The organism is Sinorhizobium sp. KGO-5 (genome assembly GCF_036245905.1).
Lineage (GTDB): Bacteria > Pseudomonadota > Alphaproteobacteria > Rhizobiales > Rhizobiaceae > Sinorhizobium > Sinorhizobium meliloti_A.
Window position 1 is genome coordinate 700,968 of sequence record NZ_BDIZ01000002.1, and the last position, 17,311, is coordinate 718,278.

A 17,311-nucleotide genomic window follows, 5' to 3' on the forward strand; every position below is an offset into this window, starting at 1 on the left:
GCCGACGGAGCAGATGGTCCGTACGCATTACTAAGTCAGCAACCGCTCAGACGCTGGCATTCAATTCTGACAGCTCACACACGCTATCGCCGCCGCCCACGCACCCGGTGAACCCCGATTGCGTCAACGACAGTTCCGGCGTGGTGGCCCGGTATTCCCTACGGCAGAACTGCTGCGATCGCCCGGACCAGACGGTCGACATTCTCGATCCGACAAGTCTCACCCATAAGTCCGATTCGCCAGATGCGCCCCGCGAGCGGCCCGAGTCCTCCGCCGATCTCTATACCGAACTCGTCGAGCAGGCGTCTGCGCGCGGGCGCGTCCTCCACGCCTTCCGGGAGCCGAACCGTATTCAGCTGCGGCAGCCGGTGCTCCTTGTCGAAAACGAAGCTGACGCCCAGCCGCCGGCCCGGCAGCTCATCTTGGGCGAAGATGCACGATTCGCTTTAAGTGCGAAGGCACATATTCCAGCACTTCGCGCTCACTCGTCTTGGTGGTCACCTATGGCGGCAGTTACACCCGCAGGAGTGCGCTCATTTCGTATGCGTTGTTTAGAATATTCACATATCCTAAATACATGCATCCTAGGGTTCTCCCATCAGGAAGTTGCGTGCTGTGATCCATGGCATGGACCTTTCGTCCGTAGATGCACCGATTTGGAGGAGCACATGTTTGCATTTGGTGCCGGCGCTGACGCGAAGGCAATTCTCGACGCAATGAGCAAGTCTCAGGCAATCATCGAGTTCAAGCTCGACGGCACGATTATAACCGCGAACGAGAACTTCTGCCGTGCGCTCGGCTACCAGTTGGGGGAAATCGTCGACAAGCATCATCGAATGTTCGTCGATCCGACCGAGGCTGCGACGGCTGACTACAGAAATTTCTGGGCGAGGCTCGCATGTGGTGAGTACGATCGGCGCCAATATAAGCGCATTTCAAAGGACGGCACTGAGATTTGGATTGAAGCATCCTACAATCCAATCTTTAGGGGCGGCAAGCCCTACAAGGTTGTTAAGTTCGCCACCGACATCACGACCCAGAAGCGGAGGGCTGCCGAAGACAGTGGCAAGCTCAGCGCAATTTCCCGTGCTCAGGCTGTCATAGAATTCACACCTAAAGGCGACATCCTAACCGCGAACGAAAACTTCCTGACGACCATGGGATATCAGCTATCTGAAATTCAGGGCAAGCACCATTCCATTTTCTGCGAGCCGAGCTACACCAACACCAAAACGTATAGCCAGTTCTGGGACAAGCTGGCCGGTGGTGAGTTCGTTTCGGATGAGTTCATGCGGCTTGGGAAGGGCGGCAAGAGGGTGTTCATCCAAGCAACCTATAATCCAATCTTCGACATGAACGGCAACATTTTCAAAGTCGTGAAATTTGCGACCGACATCACGGCCCGGGTGGGCAATGTCGACCAACTGGCTGGCGCACTGAACGCCCTGGCCGAGGGGGATCTGACGCAGTCGATCGCAGTGCCGTTCCTGCCAGCTCTCGACAAGTTGCGGGTAGACTTCAACGGGGCTTCCTCTAAGCTCCGCTCGACTTTGCAGACAATTTCCGAGAACGCCGGCGCAATCGCTTCCGCCTCCCAACAGATCCAGTCTGCCTCGAATGATCTGTCGAAGCGCACCGAGCAGCAGGCCGCATCGGTAGAAGAGACGGCGGCCGCTCTCGAAGAAATCACTACAACCGTCAGCGACTCAAGCCACCGTGCTCAGGAGGCCGGAAAACTGGTCCGCAGGACGAAAGAGAATGCAGAGCACTCGGGCAATGTCGTCGGCCAGGCGGTTGAAGCCATGGGCAAGATCGAAAAGTCCGCCAGTGAGATTGCCAACATCATCGGCGTGATTGACGAGATCGCTTTCCAGACCAACCTTTTGGCGCTCAACGCCGGTGTCGAAGCAGCGCGTGCGGGAGAAGCCGGCAAGGGCTTTGCAGTTGTCGCACAGGAAGTTCGGGAACTGGCCCAGCGTTCAGCCAAGGCTGCAAAAGAGATCAAGGAGTTGATCAACGCATCCAATGAGCACGTGAAGAGCGGGGTCGCGTTGGTGGGCAATACTGGAAAGGCTCTGCAGGAGATGGTGACCCAGGTTATGCAGGTTGACGGCAATGTAGAGGCTATCGTCGTAGCTTCCAAGGAGCAGGCAACTGGTCTCAAGGAAATCAATACCGCCGTCAACACGATAGATCAGGGCACACAGCAAAATGCCGCTATGGTCGAGGAGACTTCGGCGGCAGCTTGCAGCCTCGCGCGAGAAGCAGAGAAACTATTCGAACTTTTAGGGCAGTTCAACGTCGGAACAGGGGTCGGTGCCCACCGTACCGCGCCGACAGCAGTCAACGAGCAATCCCGACCCGTGGCGTCCGCGGCTGGTCGCATGACAGCCATGGTGGCGTAGGCCTTTAACGGCAACGCTGCAGTTAAGGCTGGTGAAACGAGTACTGATTTCTCGCAGCTACCGCATCGTTATGCAAAACGGCTCGTTTGACAACATTGTCAAACGAGCCGACATAGTGGCCTTCGCGGACAAGCTTACGGATGCTGCTCTTCGTTCGCGTAACCGGTCTCTTAGCTCCTCTGACGCATGCACGGCTTCATGACCGCACTTTCGTAACTCATCAACGCCCAGCAGTCGGAGCACTCGGCGAAACGGCTTCGTTGCACACTCCTATCAGACGGCGATTCCCGGCCGAGGAGCACGAATGATTGAGGGTCTATATGTGCAGGGCGCCTTTGTAGCCCGGCAGACAATCACGCTGCGACCCCCGCCAAAGGCGCATACCAACCGGGATTGAACGTAACAGGTCAGCGACTGCTGTGACTCGCGCTGCAGCTCGCCGCGGCTGCGCAATAGATTGCCGTAACTTCATCGGCACTCACCGGTCTACTGAAGAGGTATCCCTGAAGTTGGTCGCAACCCGACAGGCGCACGGCCGTCGCCTGCTGTTCCGTCTCGATACCCTCGGCCGTGACAGGGATCTGCAGCGCATTGGCGAGCGCCACCGTTGCCTGAAGGACGGCTCCGGCATTTTGATCGACCTTCAGCGCCGCCACCAGCGAGCGATCCACTTTCATACGGTCGAACCCAAAACGCCGAAGCGATCCGATGCTGGCATATCCAGCACCGAAATCGTCCAACGCAACTTTGACGCCGATCTTCTTCAACCCGTCGATTGCACGACGGGCCTGTTCTGGATTGGAAATTAGCACACCCTCCGTCACCTCGATCGTCAGCCGGTGGGGGTCAAAACCCGCATCTCTAATTGCGGCTGTGACCTGCTCGACGAATCGCGGGTTCTTAAGCTGCAGCGGAGAAATATTAACTCCGAGATTCAGCGCCGGCCACGCCGCGGCGGCGTTCAGAGCCGTCGTCAGTACCTGCAGGCCGAGCAAATCAATCATGCCGGCGCGCTCAGCAATCTGGATGAACACGTTGGGACCGATGGCGGTCCCGTCCTCCCTACGCCAGCGCGCTAGCGCCTCCACGCCGGTCACCGCGCCGGAGCGAGCATCGATTAGTGGTTGGAATAGAACCGATATACCACCCTTCAACAGCGTGGTGCGCAACTGGCTTTCTAGTTCCGCCTGTTGGAGGGCGTCATCGTCAAAGCTGTTGTCGAAGTCGATAGTCATGCCGCGGCCGAGGTCTTTCGCACGGTAAAGTGCGATGTCGGCGCGGCGCATGAGTTCGGCGATCTGCACCGAGCCGAGCGCAGATACCGCGACGCCAATGCTACAGCCAATCTCGATCGACCGTCCGTCAATCTCGAATACGCTCGCCAAGGCTTCTTGAAGCCGCCCGCCGAAGCTTGGGGCGAGCTCAGCACCAAGTTCGTTAATTGTCACCACCGCGAATTCGTCGCCGCCCAGGCGAGCAGCAAATGCGTCCTTCGGCAAGGTGTCGCGCAGCCGGTGGGCAACAGCGACAATGAGGGCGTCTCCAACCGCGTGCCCCCAGACGTCGTTGACCGCCTTGAATCCGTCCAGATCGATGAAATGGAGCTTCACCTGCTTCCCGTTCAGTCTTAGGGGGTCGGAAACAGCAGCAAACTTCTCGAGTAGACCTGCGCGGTTCAAGAGGCCCGTCAGAGGATCATGCAGGGCGCGTCGGCGCGAAGCGAGTTCGCTTTTGCGCAGATTGCGAATCGTTATGCCACCCGCGAATCCGATGGAACAGAGAAATAGGACTAAAATCGCGCCTGCGGTTCGTAGGTCTCCGTCGACTTTCTCGTAGCTTTTTGTGCCTGGGGCCATCGAAGGCCAGGTGAAATAGGCGACATCGTCGGACGACACACCTTTCAGGGCAACGGCCAATCGTCCCGCAGAAGGCTTCAACTCAAGACGCAGGTCCGCAATTGCGAAACTGTTGGACACCTCGGCCACGACGGCCGGGGTAATCAGCTTTGCGAACACGAGCACATAGAAATCTCCCGGAACGAGCGACTCATCGCGTTCGAACGGTTGGATCGCGGCCGCGCCGATTAGTTCGGTTCCGGCGGAGGAGCGTGCGAAATGCACAGGAACTTCGTCGGACATTCTCACCCGTCTCGCCGCGTCGAGCAATGTCTGGAAATCGTCAATAAATTCGCCCGGCATGACGCCCATAGGAACGCCTTTACGGTACGCGACAACCGGCAGATTTTCGCTATCGACAACGATAACGGTGTCATAAAGAGGGTAGTCGGCGGAGGTCGACGCCCAATTCTCGATAATCCAGTCGGCGCGCGTGTCGGCGTTCACCTCGGCATAGGCATCGTCCCAGTACGCGTTGTCGCGCAAGGTCGCCGCCATCTGCTTGCGAAGCGCCTGCACCGCTCCCGAAGTTGCTTGCAGGGCTCTTTGGTCATCGATGTCATCGGCCGTCGTCGTGAGGGTAGCGATGGAGCCCGCAATTAATCCGGCGAGTGCGGCTGCGACCAAGATAAATACAGCAGCGACGAGCAGCACCAATAGCTGTGTCTGGCGGCTTTCCGAGAGTGTATTCCTGTGCATGGGATGATACCTGCGGGGATTGTCAAAAAATTCCTCGGTCCGTCGGCCGGGAAGCAGGAGGCATCATGCCCGCGCTGCGCGCTGCGTCGTGAACGTACATGCTGCTACGCTAATGGAGACTTAACGTGCTTCCTCGAGGGAGGTTCTGCCTCAACCGGAGGCGCCTCTGCGGTGATCAGCGCACCGATTTAGGGAAGGGGTTGATGGCGAGCCTAAGACGGCCATATTTCTCTTGCCGACGGAGCCAAGCTAACCAGATGTTTCCGGACGTGCCCGATTTGCTGCCTGATGAAGAATCCGAACTGCTCTGAGCGATAGCGGCAGATGGCATCGCGAGGAAAATGTCGGCGACTACCAGCTGTCTGTGTGCCATCTGCGTTGTCCTTTCTTAGCGCGCGAAAGCGTAGCGCCAAATTCGGCCCGCATGGGTAATGTTCCGCTTTCAATCGGCCGGGATCCGATTTTCGCGAACCTACGGCGCAGAGTCGCGCTTTGCAGCGCTCGTCAGGTGGGCCCGGTCCGCATCTCGCGTCACCGTCAACACCAGCGGCAAAGACTGTCGAGCCGATGCCGCCTTAAGAAGTAGCCGAACCCGGAAAGATGTACCATCTCCCAGGTGGTGTGTGGACTCGCAGAGGCTTCGTGTCGTGAGGTTGGTTCGGTTCAACGTCACTGCGACCAATCTTGCCGCCCCTTTGGTTTTTCCTACGGTTCACCGGTTCGCTCAACGGGCAGGTATTTCGGCCAGAAGGAAGGTGATGCTGGGGAGGTTGTTCCCGTTTCGACAGATTTCCGGGGAGTTTGGCTTGAATGTCCTGTTTTGCCCCTCCTTCGCATTGCCAGCGTCTCACTCGGTTTCTATCCTGACGCCTGATCCGCACCCGTTGGTGCGCCAAAGCCGAAGGAAACTGGAGGCCGATGGCATCTCAGCTCGATATGTTTCCCTCGCCGTGTGAGCCAGGCGATGGTATTTTCGTGAAGCTGCCACCGCCCCTGAAACTGCGGTATCGGAGGCGCCTCGATGACGAGAGCATGGCCCAGTTGCTGGAGGAGCGCGGCAGCGATCGCGTGCTGCGCAAGCTTGTCGGTCGCGAGATCGTCGCGACTCCGCGGCCGGGGTATCCGCGCGTTGGCGTGATCGTTGACACCGAGACGACCGGCCTCGACCACCGGAAGGACGAGATCATCGAAATCGGCGCAGTCGCGTTTACCTTCGATGACGAGGGCCATATCGGCGACGTCACAGGTCTTTTCGGCGGCCTGCAGAAGCCGACTGTCCCGATCCCGCCTGAAATCACCCGCCTCACAGAAATTACCGATGAGATGGTTGCCGGGCAGATGATTGATGTCGGCTTGCTTGGAGCATTGATCGATCCCGCCGACCTCGTAATCGCCCACAATGCCCGCTTCGGTCGTCCCTTTTGCCAGGCGTTCTCCAGCATTTCGGAGATCTATCAGTGGGAAGAGGCCGACCCACCCCTAAAAAGGCTGACGGCGTTTGATCGATACAAAGCGTGATCCGGATGGCATTGACGAGTATGCCACGGCAAGCAGTTTGCGCAGGCTCGTTACCGCGATGGCGGTGCAGTCTCGAAAGGTGTGAGGAAGGGACAGCGGCAGCAGGATCACCGTCCGGCGTGCTCAAGGTTGGATCACTATGAAATCACCATGGAAATTCATTGCCCAACTGACGTCGCGTCGAGCGTCGGCGAAAGCGCAGGACAGTTCGACTGGCAATGACACCGACCCCAAGGCCGTCGAGAGCGAAGTGGAGCATGCGTCCGCACTTCTACCCAGTTCGAAGCTAGTTGATCAAGAGTCGAGTGCATCCGATAAGGCGAAAGGTGGTGACAGTGTTGCGCAGGTGATAAGACCGCCGATCGGTGATGCACAAGCTCACGCACCGGCGCGTCGTGAAGCTGACAATACGGTTTCCGAACAGCCTTCGTTGGTACGAAAAAACGCGGTAAGCACAAAGTCGCAAACGAAAGCACGGATTAAACGACGAGAACGTGGGGAGAATGCCAACGCGCAGGTGGCTGCACAGATCCCTGTCACCGCAACGGATCACCCTAGCGTGCAACTCCCGTCTTCACGGGATCTGTTCTTTGATGAAGTGGCAACACTCGATGCAGAAATCAAAATGCTGAGGGGTCAGCTCGCTCAAAAGCTTCGTCTGCAGAACGTTCAGCTCAAGAAGATGCTCGAGCGCTTCGATGTTTCGTGAGCGTAGCGACACTCCGAGTCACGTCATTGAGACGACAGCTCGTAGCCTTACTCCCCGTTGATCGGCACATTGCAGGCATAAGCCTAATATCAACCATCCGTAAAGCAGAACTCTTTTGCTTGAGTTGACTCTGTGGTGCTCTAAGCAGAAAACAGGCAATGACCACAGGAGGAAATTGTTGATGGCTGACGAAAGTAACACGGGACCGATTGCTGCAACTGAAGCGGCGAACGCAGAAGTGAAAGCACCGACGACCAAGAAGCAGAGGTCGGCACGGCGTCCAAAGACGGCTGCCGAACCAGTGCAAGCTTCATCAAAGGCGTTGGCCGCGAAACCCAGGAGGTATAGCGAACAGGAGAAGAGCGAGAAGCTCAAGCTGATTGAGACGCAAGTCCAAGGCAACAGTACCCTCAAAGACGCTATCAAGAGCGCCGGCATATCGGAGCAAACCTACTATCATTGGAAAGGCGCTGCGAAGGCCGTCAAGCAAAACGACACTAAGGGTATTAAGGGCACCAGGCCCGTGCCGGCCGGCGATGAGTTGGCAGACCTTGTCCAACTCGAAGAGGAGAACCAAAGGCTCCGCAAGCTACTGGCGGAGAAGCTGCGGGCGGAAAACGCCGAACTGCGCAAAAGACTTGAGCTGGATTGACTTTAAATTGCAGGCGTTGGTTCTTCAGCGGCCATCCGGTCCTGCGGTACGCCGGAAATAATTTCTCGATAGACCGGGCATAGCCGCGAATAGGCCCCTAGGACGGCTAGTGGCACGCACGTAAGCTGCGAAGTTGGCGACGCGAAGGACGCGGCGCCGCTTCGGGTGCCGGGCAGTTGAAGTGTGCCGGGAAGAGCTGTATTTGTCCGCCAACAGTAGCGCCGATCGGCGTTGTTCTTTTTACGGACTCAGGGATCGAGAGAGTATATGAAAACGCCACAGCGGAGTTTCGTTGTCGAGTTCAAGTCGGGGCGGCGACAGTCAAAAACTCGGACGAATTCCATCTGGGGGGACACTGACCTTAAGGCAGTGGCCCGCGAAGTAGAAGGCAAGGTCCCGCATCTTTTCAAGTCAGATGAAGCACCGGGGACTCTTGAAGCAGATGACGCGGCTCCAACTGCTCCCGTGACTGCGAATTTCGCGAACGAATCCGCAGGCGATGACATTTCTGACCAAGCAGCGCCAGCGTCGGCCGACGGTACGGAAATTGAAATCGCGAAGCAGCATGAGTCCGATTGCCCGGCTACCGAAGCTGTTGCGCGAGTGCAGGACAGTCAGCAGACATCGCAGCCGACAACAACATCAAAACGCACACCTCGAAAGCGCGTCGGCCGGCGCCCTACCCACGCGACCACGCATAGCTCAATGGCCGCACTCGAGGATCCCAGGACTGCCGCGGATCCGATCTCGTTCGACGAAGTGGCCGCCCTTGATGCTGAAAACAAGCGGCTTAAGCGGCTGTTGGCCGAACAACTTCAGAGACAGAACCTGCAGCTCAAGAAGATGCTTGAGCGGTTCGAAGTCACCTGAAGACACCATGACATGGTTGCGAAGGGTTGGGGGCGTAGATGCCGGTAGCTCCGGCTCAAGCTTAGCAAAACCAGGCGTTGGTGAGCGGCGCCACACAGGCTATTTCAACTGGAGCTTCTAGGATGTAGTCCGGAAGGCCGGGTCTGTCATGCCGCTGCCTCCCATCCGTCCCGGATGTGACGGTATCCATCCCGGTAGACCTCTTCGGGGGTCTCGGAGAAATCGCGCCAGACCTTCGTTGCGGCCGCGAGGTCTTTCAATGCGCGGCCGAAGGCCTCGATTGTCAGCCAGCCGTCATAGCCGCTCGCACGGATTTCCTTGAAGGTCTCCGGCCATGGAATGTTGCCACGGCCCGGCACCCCGCGGTCGTTCTCCGAGATGTGGACATGAACAATGCGGTGCGCATTGCGGGTGAAGGCCCCTACGGGGTCGGCTTCTTCGATATTGCTGTGGAAGGTGTCGTACATCGCCCGAATATTCGGATGCCCGATCGCATCAATATGGGCAGCAAGGTCGTCCATTGTGTTGACGAGATAACACTCGAAGCGGTTCAGCGCCTCAAGTGCAACGGTGACACCGCGCTGAGCGGCATGATCGCCGATCGCGCGCTGCGAGGAAATGGACCGCCTCAGTTCTGCGGCGGTGGGCCCGGTACCGGAGAACTGGCCGAGCGTAGAATGCAGTGGACCGCTTAACGTGTGCGCGCCCAGGGCGGCCGCGCAGTCGATAGCCCATTGCATGTAAGCAATGCCGCGCTTGCGTGTCGCATTGTCAGGCGAAATCAGGTTCATGGAAGGGTCGCTCATGGCAGACACTGCGGTGCGCTCCAGACCTATGCGATCGAGCAATGCGCCGAGGCGGCGGTACTCGTCCGGAGCGCCCTCGAAGATCGGTATCTCTACCCCGTCGAAGCCGGTCGCCCTGATGTCCCGGAGTAGCTTTTCATGTTTCCGGCCGACGCTCGTCGTCCACAGAAACATGCACATACCGATCTTCATGGTTCCATCCTCCCGTTTCTCACTGCCGCGGCAACGCCTCCCACGCCGATCGCAATCTGGTAATACCAAATGCGGCGATCTGGTCAAGTTAGCGATGTCAATGATTTAGGACAGAAGCGCCGCGAACGGGGTAAACGTGTAAAAACGCCCAGAAATGCAAGGCTTCGTAAGCGGCTTGCCGGCAGAGGTATTTTGGGATAGACCTTCTATGAAGCAGAATTGGCCAAACCAGAATGGGTTCGGTCGGAGTGGAGGAGATGCCCCGGCACTCTCGAGTGCCGCGGCAGTAACGATGGTTTGGGAGGACGTTTATGCACCTTTCGACGCACAACTGGATGCGGGCGGAGCCTCTCGCCGTCACGCTGAAACGCATCAAGAAGTACGGCTACGAGAGCATCGAGATTTCAGGCGAGCCGGTCCAGTATGACATTAAGGACACGCGCGCACTGCTCAAAGAACACGGCATTCGCTGCTGGGGCGCGGTGACGCTAACGCTCGGCGAGCGCAACCTCGCAGCCAAGGATGAGGGCCAGCGAGCAAAGTCAGTGGATTACGTGAAGAGTGTTATAACGATGGTGAGTGAGCTCGAAGGCGAGATCGTCACCCTTGTACCTGCGACCGTCGGCAAGGTTGTTCCGGATGGCACCGAGGAGGAAGAATGGCAGTGGGTCGTGGAGGCGACGAAGGAGTGCTTCGCTCACGCCCGGGGAAAGGGCATCCGGCTGGCGATTGAACCGCTCAACCGGTTCGAGACTTATCTCTTCAACCGCGCTGCCCAAGCGCTCGCGCTAGCCGACGCAGTTGATCCCGATTGCGGCGTTTGCCTCGATGCTTTTCACCTCAACATCGAGGAGGAGGACATATACGACGCGATCAGGCTTGCCGGAAACCGGCTTTTCGATTTCCATGTGGCGGACAACAACCGCTTTGCGGCGGGCCTCGGCCATCTCGACTGGCCGAAGATCGTCGCCACTTTGAAAGAGATCGGATACGATGGCGCGCTCACCAATGAGTTCGTGGCTCCGGTAGACCGCACGCCTGCGGCGAAATACCGCGATATGGTCGAGCGCAATCCGGTCGATATCCCGCCGGAGCAGCTCAAATTCATCCAAGACCACGGATCGAGCTTGCTGACCGAGAAGTTCTACGATGACCAGATGCGGATCACCGCAGAGACCATCCTGCCGCTGATCAAGTGAGGGACGGGTCCCGAGTATGCCCTGCGGCCGGCGTGCTGCGGGGTTGGGAGGCGAAATGCGTATCAAGACTGTCCAAGCCTGGTGGGTTCGCATACCTATCGAAGCCAATCGGCAGCATCGCAGCGATTTTGGTCGCCTGACAACCTTCGACGCGGCGATCCTGCGCATAGAAACAGATGACGGGATCGTGGGGTGGGGCGAGGGCAAGAATGCTGCGGGCAGCGCGGGTACTTACGGCACCCTCGTTCACATGCTCAACTATGAAGTGGGTCCGAGGCTCGTCGGTCGCGACGCCGCCGATATCTCTGCCATCTGGGAGATGCTCTACAATGGCGTGCGCCACGAAACGGCGGCGGTGTCAGGTCATGCTATGCCGGAGCTTTCACGCCGGGGCCTCTCGATTGCCGCGATCAGTGCCGTCGACATCGCATTGTGGGACATCCTTGGCAAATCGCTGGGCGTGCCGGTATGGAAGCTGCTCGGCGGGCGTAAAGCGGATCGGCTGCCTGCTTATGCTTCCGGCGGGTGGGAAAGTGCCGAAAAGATCGGCGCCCAACTGGAGTCCTACCTTGCCAGTGGCGGTTTCAAGGCGGTCAAGATGAGGGTCGGAGCGATGGACCGCGCACCGCATGTCTCGGCGGCCCGCGTGCGTGCTGCCCGCAAGGCGCTTGGCCCCTCGGTGGATATCATGGTCGATGCGCATGGCACCTATACGGTTGCCGACGCGAAACGTTTCATCCAGCTCGTCCGGGATTGCGATCTTGCCTGGTTCGAGGAGCCGGTGATCGCAGACGATAAGGCCGGCATGGCGGAAGTGCGCGCCGCTGGAAACGTGCCGATCGCAGCCGGCGAGAGCGAGGCCACTCGCTTCGCTTTCCGCGACCTTGCGGTGCTGCGATCAGCCGATATTTTCCAGCCCGATCCGGCGTTCTGCGGTGGCATTACGGAGGCCATGCGCATCGGCGCGATCGCCAGTGCCTTCAACCTCCGTCTTGCCCCGCATTTGTGGGCCGGTGCCCCGTGCTTCTTCTCTGGTCTGCACATCTGCGCGGCCTCCCCGGCAAGCTTCGTCATCGAATACTCGGTCGGCGCGAATCCGATGATCCACGACCTCGTCGAGGAGACTGTCGCCGTGAGAGACGGGATGCTAGAGATTCCCGATAAACCCGGCTTGGGATTTACGATAAAGGAGCGCGTCCTGGAGACTCATGCGCAAAGACTGTAATCATGAAAGAAAACAATCTGCTTTCGGACCTGGCGGCCCATCTATTTTCAACTTCGAGCGGCAGTGGACGAACACCCTCGGAGCGGGAGCTCGCCGAGCACTTCGCCGTCAGCCGGGGACAGCTCCGGGAGGCTCTGGCAATCCTGGAAGCCATGCGCATTGTGGAGCGTCGGCCAAAGTCGGGTATCTATCTGACGACGACGGAGGCGAGTGTCGAAGCCATAGCACTCTTCGCGCGCGCTGGCGTGCCACTGGACCCGATCGTGATCTACGAGACGGTGGAACTCCGCAAGATCCACGAAATCAAGGCTGCGGAGCTCGCCTGCGCGCGGGCGACGGAGGAGAACTACGAACGGCTGCGCGAAATTCTCGCCGCTTCCGAGGCGAAGATCGCTGCAGGCGAGGGCCTCGCGCGCGAAGACAGGGACTTTCATCTGGAGATCGTGCGGGCGACGAAGAACAGCGTGTTCCACCGGATCTGCAGCGTCTATTACACGATGGGCGAACAGCGACTGCCTATCTACTTCGCTGATATCGCCCGCAGCCGCCGCTCGCATGAAGAACATATCCGTATCTACGAGGCGCTGCTTGCACGCGATGGCAATCTCGCCCAAGCTTTGATGAACGCGCATCTTCAGGGCGCGGAAAGCTACTGGAAGGGCCTCATCGGGGGGCCTGCGACAGCCGCGGAGTAGTCCCCGGTCGGCAATGAGGAGGCCGATGAGTTTCATTTTCTCGACCCACCGCCTGCACCCCGACGCCGAAGTTATGCTGAAGGCGGCGGGTGATCTTCGCGTCGCGTCCGCCCCCGATCCCGAGACGTTGCTTCGCGAAGGTGAGGGTGCGGAGATTGTCATCGTGCGCGCGCCGATACCGCCGGCCTTCTTCGAAAATGTACCGGCCCTGCGCGCCGTAGTCCGGCACGGTGCGGGGCTCGACATGATTCCCTATGACGCGGCCACGGCCGCCGGTGTGCTTATCGCCAACGTGCCGGCCGTCAACGCACCGACCGTTGCGGAGCACGTCTTCATGGTGACGCTTGCGCTGCTGCGCCAGTTCCGTCCTATGGACCGCGATCTCAGAAACATGGGTTGGAGTGCTGGGCGAGCCCACTGCGACCGAGCACTTGATCTCGCCGGCCGCATCATGGGCGTTATCGGCATGGGCAATGTGGGAAAGGCGGTCTTCCGGATCGCGAAGTACGGGTTCCAGCTGGAGATCGTTGCGAACAGCCGCTCGCCGGAAAGCCTGCCGAACGGTGTCCGGTTTCTCTCGGTCGACGATCTGGTTTCGACCGCTGATATCGTCGTTCTCTGTTGCCCGCTCACGCCCGAGACGACCGGGCTTTTAAGCCGCGAGCGAATTGCGCGCATGAAGCAGGGCGCGATCCTCGTCAACGTGTCGCGCGGTCCGGTCGTGGATGATGGTGCGTTGATCGAGGCGCTCGAGATGGGGCGTATCGGCGGCGCTGCCCTTGACGTGTTCTCTACACAGCCCATGGCGCCCGAGCATCCCTACTTCCGGCAGGACAATGTGATCGTGACGCCTCATGTCGCTGGCATTACAGAGCAAAGCATGATGCGCATGGGAATAGGAGCAGCGGCCGAAGCGATCCGCGTCATGGAAGGGGGATTGCCCGCTAATCTCCGAAACCCTGAGGTCGTGGAACACTACAGGCGGCGGTTCCCTGCATAGGGCTTCGCCCAACCCGGATGGACGCGTCCTGATGGTCATGTGAATGACGGGCAAACGGGCGGGAAGGCACGACCAGGATGGAATCGGTTTTTGTCGTTAATGACGCCTCAGCCAGCATGGCGCAGGCTCATCCCGCTTCCGCCGTCGAAGAGCACGACTTTTTCCGGATTCCAGGAGAAGCGAACAGACTCCTCGATCTCGAGGTCGGCCTGAGCTGGCACCGTCGCCTGCAAGAAGTGGTTGCCTGTACGAAGCGTGACGATCTTTTCGACGCCATGGTTCTCGACGTCGTGCACGCGGGCCTCGCCGGGTGCGCCGCTTTCGAGGAAGAGATCCTCAGGGCGGATGCCGAAGGTCAGGGGCCGTCCGTCAAGCGCGGCGCCGAGCGCAGCATCAAAAGGCAAGCGGTAGCCTTCGTCAGCGATAGCCTCGCTGGCCGCGAGCTTGCCGGAGATCAGGTTCATCGGCGGCGATCCAACTGCACGTGCAACGAAAGTGTTGACTGGATTGCGATAGATTTCCTGTGGGGTGCCTGTCTGAACGAGCTGGCCGTTGTTGAGTACGCTGATCTTGTCGCCCATCGACATGGCTTCGATCTGATCGTGGGTGACGAAGAGAAAGGTCGCGCCGAGATTCATCTGAAGGTTCTTGAGTTCAGTGCGCAGCGCCTCGCGCAGTTTGGCGTCGAGGGCGGAAAGGGGCTCGTCCATCAGAAAGACGCGGGGCTTGCGCACGATGGCGCGGCCGATGGACACGCGCTGCATCTCGCCACCCGATAGGCGGTCCGTCTTGCGGTCGAGTAGATGCTCGATGCGGAGCGTCCTCGCGACACGGGCGACACGCTCCTTGATCTCGACCGGTTCGACACGCCGGATGCGAGATTTCAGCGGGAATTCGAGATTCTCGCGGACGGTATAGCGGGGATAGAGCGAATACTGCTGCAGCACGAGCGCCACGTCGCGCTCGGCGGCGCCCCAGTCGCCGACATCCTCACCGTCGATGAAGATCTGTCCGCTCGTAGGCTTCTCGAGCCCGGCAATCAGCCTGAGGGTCGTCGTCTTGCCGGCGCCCGTCTCGCCGAGCAGCACGAAAAACTCACCGTCGGCAATTTCGAAACTGAGATCCCTCAGGGCGGTGTGGGTACCGAAGGTCTTGGTGATGCCTTTGAGTTCGATATGCGCCATCAGAGCCTGATCCCGAAAGATGTGCCAGTCGAGCTGTCGAAGAAATGCGCCTGAGCCGGATCTATGCGAGCCCAGACGGCCTCGCCGGGCCGGGGTACGAAACCACTTTTTGTCCGCGCGCGTAGCATCTGATCGCCAACCTGCAGGTCTATGATGTCATGCGAGCCGAGCGGTTCGATGATATGGGCCTCGACGGGCACGAAGCCCTCACGTGCTTCCCTCGACACGAGAACCCCTTCAGGTCGTACGCCGAGGGTGAGATTTCCGTTTGGAGCCCCAGCGACAGCGAGCTGGGCCGTGAGATTCGACGGAAAATCGAAGGACGTTGGAGCACCTCCCACCACGACGCGCGCATGCCCCGCGTCCTCGCAAACCGTCACGTCAGACATGTTCATTACCGGACTCCCGACAAACTGCGCGACGAACATGTTGGCAGGACGAGCGTAGACCTCGTGAGGGCTGCCGACTTGCTGCAGCACACCTTCGTGCATGACGACAATGCGATCGGCGAGGGACATCGCTTCGACCTGGTCATGGGTGACGTAGATCGTTGTCGAGCCCTGTTTGATGTGAAGTCGCTTGATTTCAGCGCGCATCTCTTCGCGGAGCTTCGCGTCAAGCGCCCCGATCGGCTCATCCATAAGCATCGCCTTGGGACGCCGGACGAGTGCCCGACCGATCGCCACGCGCTGCATGTCGCCGCCGGAAAGAGCGGAGGGCTTTTTGGTGAGCAGATGGGTGATCTGGAGCGTTTTTGCAACCGCCTGAACCTCGCGCTCGATGTCCGTAGGGTTGCCGCGCGTGGCGCGGAGCGGGAAAGCGATATTCTCGAAGACCGTCATGTGCGGGTAGAGCGAGAAGGACTGGAACACAAAGGCGATGTCTCGGTGCGACGCCTTTATGTGCTGCACCGGCTGACCGTCTATGAGGATGTCGCCTTCATCGATCGTTTCGAGCCCGGCGATCGCGCGTAGAGTGGTCGTCTTGCCGCAGCCGGACTGGCCAAGCAGAACAATGAACTCGTTGTCGGCGATGGTGAGATTGAGGTCCTTGATGACCTGAACGGCACCAAAGTGCTTCTCAATCCCGCGTAATTCAATCTGCGTCATGGCCTGCTCTCGTCAGCATTCTGTTCCGGCGGTACCTTCGACGTGATCATGAAGGCAATCAGTCCAATTAACGTCATCGTCAGTCCATAGCGATGAAGGAACAGGTTCCACGGCTGGCACAGCGCGATGATCCCGAATATCATCAGGAGCTGCGCGCCTGGCGCGAGATACTTCTGATTTATGGCACGAAACGTCATTTGCGGATCGCTCCGAAGCTCATGCCGCGCAGGAGATGGTTCCTGAGCAGGAAGGTGAAGATTGCGACCGGTAACAGGAACAGGAAGGTACCTGCCGCGATGACGGTCCAATCCGGAAGGCCAGAGCCGACCTGGCTTGGGATGAAGGGCGGTGCCGTTTGCGCGCGCCGGTTCGTCATGATCAGCGCGAAAGCATATTCATTCCACGCTGTGATGAAGCAAAAGACGGCGGTCGCGGCGATCCCTGTGGCGGACTCTGGCAGCACAATCTTGAAGAAGGCTTCCAAGCGCGTGTAGCCGTCGACGAGCGCCGCTTCCTCGTATTCCTTCGGAATCTCGTCGATGAAGCCCTTCATCAGCCAGACCGAGAAGGACAGATTGAAGGCGGTATAGAGGATGATAAGACCCCAGTGAGTGTCGTTCAGCCCGACAGCCCGGTACATCAGGAACATGGGGATCGCCACGACCACGGGCGGCAGCATGCGTGTCGATAAAATGAAGAACAACAGGTCCGCTTCGCCCTTCACTTTGAAACGCGAGAAGCCGTAGGCCGTGAAGGTGCCCATGCCGACGGCGAGCACCGTAGAGGTGATCGCCACGATGAGCGAATTCATGAAGCGGTTGGGGTAGCCGGATAACTGCACCTCACCGCGTCCCGAACGCACGACCTTTTCCCCCCCGTCGAAGACCAGCCGTTCCCACCAGGGTGCTGCAGCATAGTCTTCGGGATCCGGTGCTGACCGCAACTGAGAGCGCTTGGTGAAGAGCTTGACGAACGGCGAGATCTCCGGCTCGAAGATGACCGTCGGGGGGATGGTCGTCGCGAGGTTGCGCGGTTTGAAGGCCGTAGACGTGATCCAATAGATCGGTGCGAGGAACAGCAGCGTGATTACGAGCACGGCGGCAATCGCTACCCGGTTCAGCGCGCGCTCGGAGCGAGTTTGGACAGCCGCCAT

Annotated in this window: 14 protein-coding genes and 2 pseudogenes; 9 read left to right on the forward strand and 7 right to left on the reverse strand. The window is 59.1% G+C overall.

Annotated elements, in window-relative coordinates; all coding sequences use genetic code 11:
- Positions 1-158: 158 nt before the first annotated feature.
- Positions 159-401: pseudogene (locus BHD07_RS12610) on the reverse strand (alanine--glyoxylate aminotransferase family protein); the annotation flags it as partial.
- A 267-nt stretch (positions 402-668) separates the two neighbouring features.
- Between BHD07_RS12610 and BHD07_RS12615 the strand changes: the two are divergent.
- Positions 669-2,405 (forward strand): methyl-accepting chemotaxis protein, encoded by a 1,737-nt coding sequence (locus tag BHD07_RS12615; RefSeq protein ID WP_338280478.1) that lies wholly within the window; start codon positions 669-671, stop codon positions 2,403-2,405.
- 407 nt (positions 2,406-2,812) lie between these two features.
- Here BHD07_RS12615 and BHD07_RS12620 read toward each other — a convergent pair whose 3' ends face one another.
- Complete coding sequence (locus BHD07_RS12620) at positions 2,813-4,999, reverse strand: putative bifunctional diguanylate cyclase/phosphodiesterase (RefSeq protein ID WP_338280480.1); 2,187 nt, start codon at positions 4,997-4,999, stop codon at positions 2,813-2,815.
- Positions 5,000-5,935: 936 nt separating this feature from the next.
- Between BHD07_RS12620 and BHD07_RS12625 the strand changes: the two are divergent.
- From BHD07_RS12625 to BHD07_RS12640, 4 genes and pseudogenes are all read left to right on the forward strand, one after another.
- A pseudogene (locus BHD07_RS12625) lies at positions 5,936-6,460 on the forward strand (exonuclease domain-containing protein); the annotation flags it as partial.
- Between the two features lie 196 nt (positions 6,461-6,656).
- On the forward strand, positions 6,657-7,226 hold the full coding sequence (locus BHD07_RS12630) for a hypothetical protein (RefSeq protein WP_338280482.1): 570 nt from the start codon (positions 6,657-6,659) through the stop codon (positions 7,224-7,226).
- 181 nt (positions 7,227-7,407) lie between these two features.
- The gene (locus tag BHD07_RS12635) at positions 7,408-7,878 is read left to right on the forward strand and encodes a transposase (protein ID WP_338280483.1); all 471 of its coding nucleotides are present in this window, start codon (positions 7,408-7,410) and stop codon (positions 7,876-7,878) included.
- 267 nt (positions 7,879-8,145) lie between these two features.
- Positions 8,146-8,748 carry a hypothetical protein gene (locus BHD07_RS12640; RefSeq protein WP_338280484.1) on the forward strand — a complete coding sequence of 201 codons (603 nt, stop codon included), beginning with the start codon at positions 8,146-8,148 and terminating at the stop codon, positions 8,746-8,748.
- Positions 8,749-8,894: 146 nt separating this feature from the next.
- Here BHD07_RS12640 and BHD07_RS12645 read toward each other — a convergent pair whose 3' ends face one another.
- The gene (locus BHD07_RS12645; protein WP_338280486.1) at positions 8,895-9,746 is read right to left on the reverse strand and encodes a sugar phosphate isomerase/epimerase family protein; all 852 of its coding nucleotides are present in this window, start codon (positions 9,744-9,746) and stop codon (positions 8,895-8,897) included.
- Between the two features lie 311 nt (positions 9,747-10,057).
- Between BHD07_RS12645 and BHD07_RS12650 the strand changes: the two genes are divergently transcribed.
- Genes BHD07_RS12650 through BHD07_RS12665 form a run of 4 tightly spaced genes read left to right on the forward strand, consistent with a single transcriptional unit; the run spans position 10,058 to position 13,865 of the window.
- Positions 10,058-10,945 carry a sugar phosphate isomerase/epimerase family protein gene (locus tag BHD07_RS12650; protein ID WP_338280488.1) on the forward strand — a complete coding sequence of 296 codons (888 nt, stop codon included), beginning with the start codon at positions 10,058-10,060 and terminating at the stop codon, positions 10,943-10,945.
- 55 nt (positions 10,946-11,000) lie between these two features.
- Complete coding sequence (locus BHD07_RS12655) at positions 11,001-12,170, forward strand: mandelate racemase/muconate lactonizing enzyme family protein (RefSeq protein WP_324765071.1); 1,170 nt, start codon at positions 11,001-11,003, stop codon at positions 12,168-12,170.
- Between the two features lie 2 nt (positions 12,171-12,172).
- A complete protein-coding gene (locus BHD07_RS12660; RefSeq protein WP_100673692.1) occupies positions 12,173-12,865 on the forward strand; it encodes a FadR/GntR family transcriptional regulator in 693 nt (230 codons plus the stop codon).
- Between the two features lie 25 nt (positions 12,866-12,890).
- A complete protein-coding gene (locus BHD07_RS12665) occupies positions 12,891-13,865 on the forward strand; it encodes a 2-hydroxyacid dehydrogenase (RefSeq protein WP_338280493.1) in 975 nt (324 codons plus the stop codon).
- A 107-nt stretch (positions 13,866-13,972) separates the two neighbouring features.
- Here the strand turns inward: BHD07_RS12665 and BHD07_RS12670 are convergent, their stop codons facing one another.
- The 4 genes from BHD07_RS12670 to BHD07_RS12685 are packed head-to-tail and all read right to left on the reverse strand — an operon-like array spanning position 13,973 to position 17,311.
- On the reverse strand, positions 13,973-15,049 hold the full coding sequence (locus BHD07_RS12670; RefSeq protein WP_338280495.1) for an ABC transporter ATP-binding protein: 1,077 nt from the start codon (positions 15,047-15,049) through the stop codon (positions 13,973-13,975).
- The gene (locus BHD07_RS12675; RefSeq protein ID WP_275598439.1) at positions 15,049-16,158 is read right to left on the reverse strand and encodes an ABC transporter ATP-binding protein; all 1,110 of its coding nucleotides are present in this window, start codon (positions 16,156-16,158) and stop codon (positions 15,049-15,051) included. Before BHD07_RS12675 ends, BHD07_RS12670 begins: the two co-directional genes overlap by 1 nt.
- Positions 16,155-16,355: a hypothetical protein gene (locus tag BHD07_RS12680; protein WP_338280498.1), complete on the reverse strand. Its 201-nt coding sequence runs from the start codon at positions 16,353-16,355 to the stop codon at positions 16,155-16,157. The genes BHD07_RS12675 and BHD07_RS12680 overlap by 4 nt, the downstream gene beginning before the upstream one ends.
- Entirely contained in the window at positions 16,352-17,311 is a 960-nt protein-coding gene (locus BHD07_RS12685; RefSeq protein ID WP_338280500.1) for a carbohydrate ABC transporter permease, read from the reverse strand. The genes BHD07_RS12680 and BHD07_RS12685 overlap by 4 nt, the downstream gene beginning before the upstream one ends.

What these genes read in the sequence shown, in the direction of transcription:
- BHD07_RS12665 (WP_338280493.1), top strand. Translation starts at nt 12,891, where the DNA reads ATGAGTTTCATTTTCTCGACCCACCGCCTGCACCCCGACGCCGAAGTT.
- BHD07_RS12670 (WP_338280495.1), bottom strand. Translation starts at nt 15,049, where the DNA reads ATGGCGCATATCGAACTCAAAGGCATCACCAAGACCTTCGGTACCCAC.
- BHD07_RS12680 (WP_338280498.1), bottom strand. Translation starts at nt 16,355, where the DNA reads ATGACGTTTCGTGCCATAAATCAGAAGTATCTCGCGCCAGGCGCGCAG.
- BHD07_RS12640 (WP_338280484.1), top strand. Translation starts at nt 8,146, where the DNA reads ATGAAAACGCCACAGCGGAGTTTCGTTGTCGAGTTCAAGTCGGGGCGG.
- BHD07_RS12630 (WP_338280482.1), top strand. Translation starts at nt 6,657, where the DNA reads ATGAAATCACCATGGAAATTCATTGCCCAACTGACGTCGCGTCGAGCG.
- BHD07_RS12650 (WP_338280488.1), top strand. Translation starts at nt 10,058, where the DNA reads ATGCACCTTTCGACGCACAACTGGATGCGGGCGGAGCCTCTCGCCGTC.
- BHD07_RS12655 (WP_324765071.1), top strand. Translation starts at nt 11,001, where the DNA reads ATGCGTATCAAGACTGTCCAAGCCTGGTGGGTTCGCATACCTATCGAA.
- BHD07_RS12635 (WP_338280483.1), top strand. Translation starts at nt 7,408, where the DNA reads ATGGCTGACGAAAGTAACACGGGACCGATTGCTGCAACTGAAGCGGCG.
- BHD07_RS12615 (WP_338280478.1), top strand. Translation starts at nt 669, where the DNA reads ATGTTTGCATTTGGTGCCGGCGCTGACGCGAAGGCAATTCTCGACGCA.
- BHD07_RS12685 (WP_338280500.1), bottom strand. Translation starts at nt 17,311, where the DNA reads ATGGCGGCTGTCCAAACTCGCTCCGAGCGCGCGCTGAACCGGGTAGCG.
- BHD07_RS12620 (WP_338280480.1), bottom strand. Translation starts at nt 4,999, where the DNA reads ATGCACAGGAATACACTCTCGGAAAGCCGCCAGACACAGCTATTGGTG.
- BHD07_RS12660 (WP_100673692.1), top strand. Translation starts at nt 12,173, where the DNA reads ATGAAAGAAAACAATCTGCTTTCGGACCTGGCGGCCCATCTATTTTCA.
- BHD07_RS12675 (WP_275598439.1), bottom strand. Translation starts at nt 16,158, where the DNA reads ATGACGCAGATTGAATTACGCGGGATTGAGAAGCACTTTGGTGCCGTT.
- BHD07_RS12645 (WP_338280486.1), bottom strand. Translation starts at nt 9,746, where the DNA reads ATGAAGATCGGTATGTGCATGTTTCTGTGGACGACGAGCGTCGGCCGG.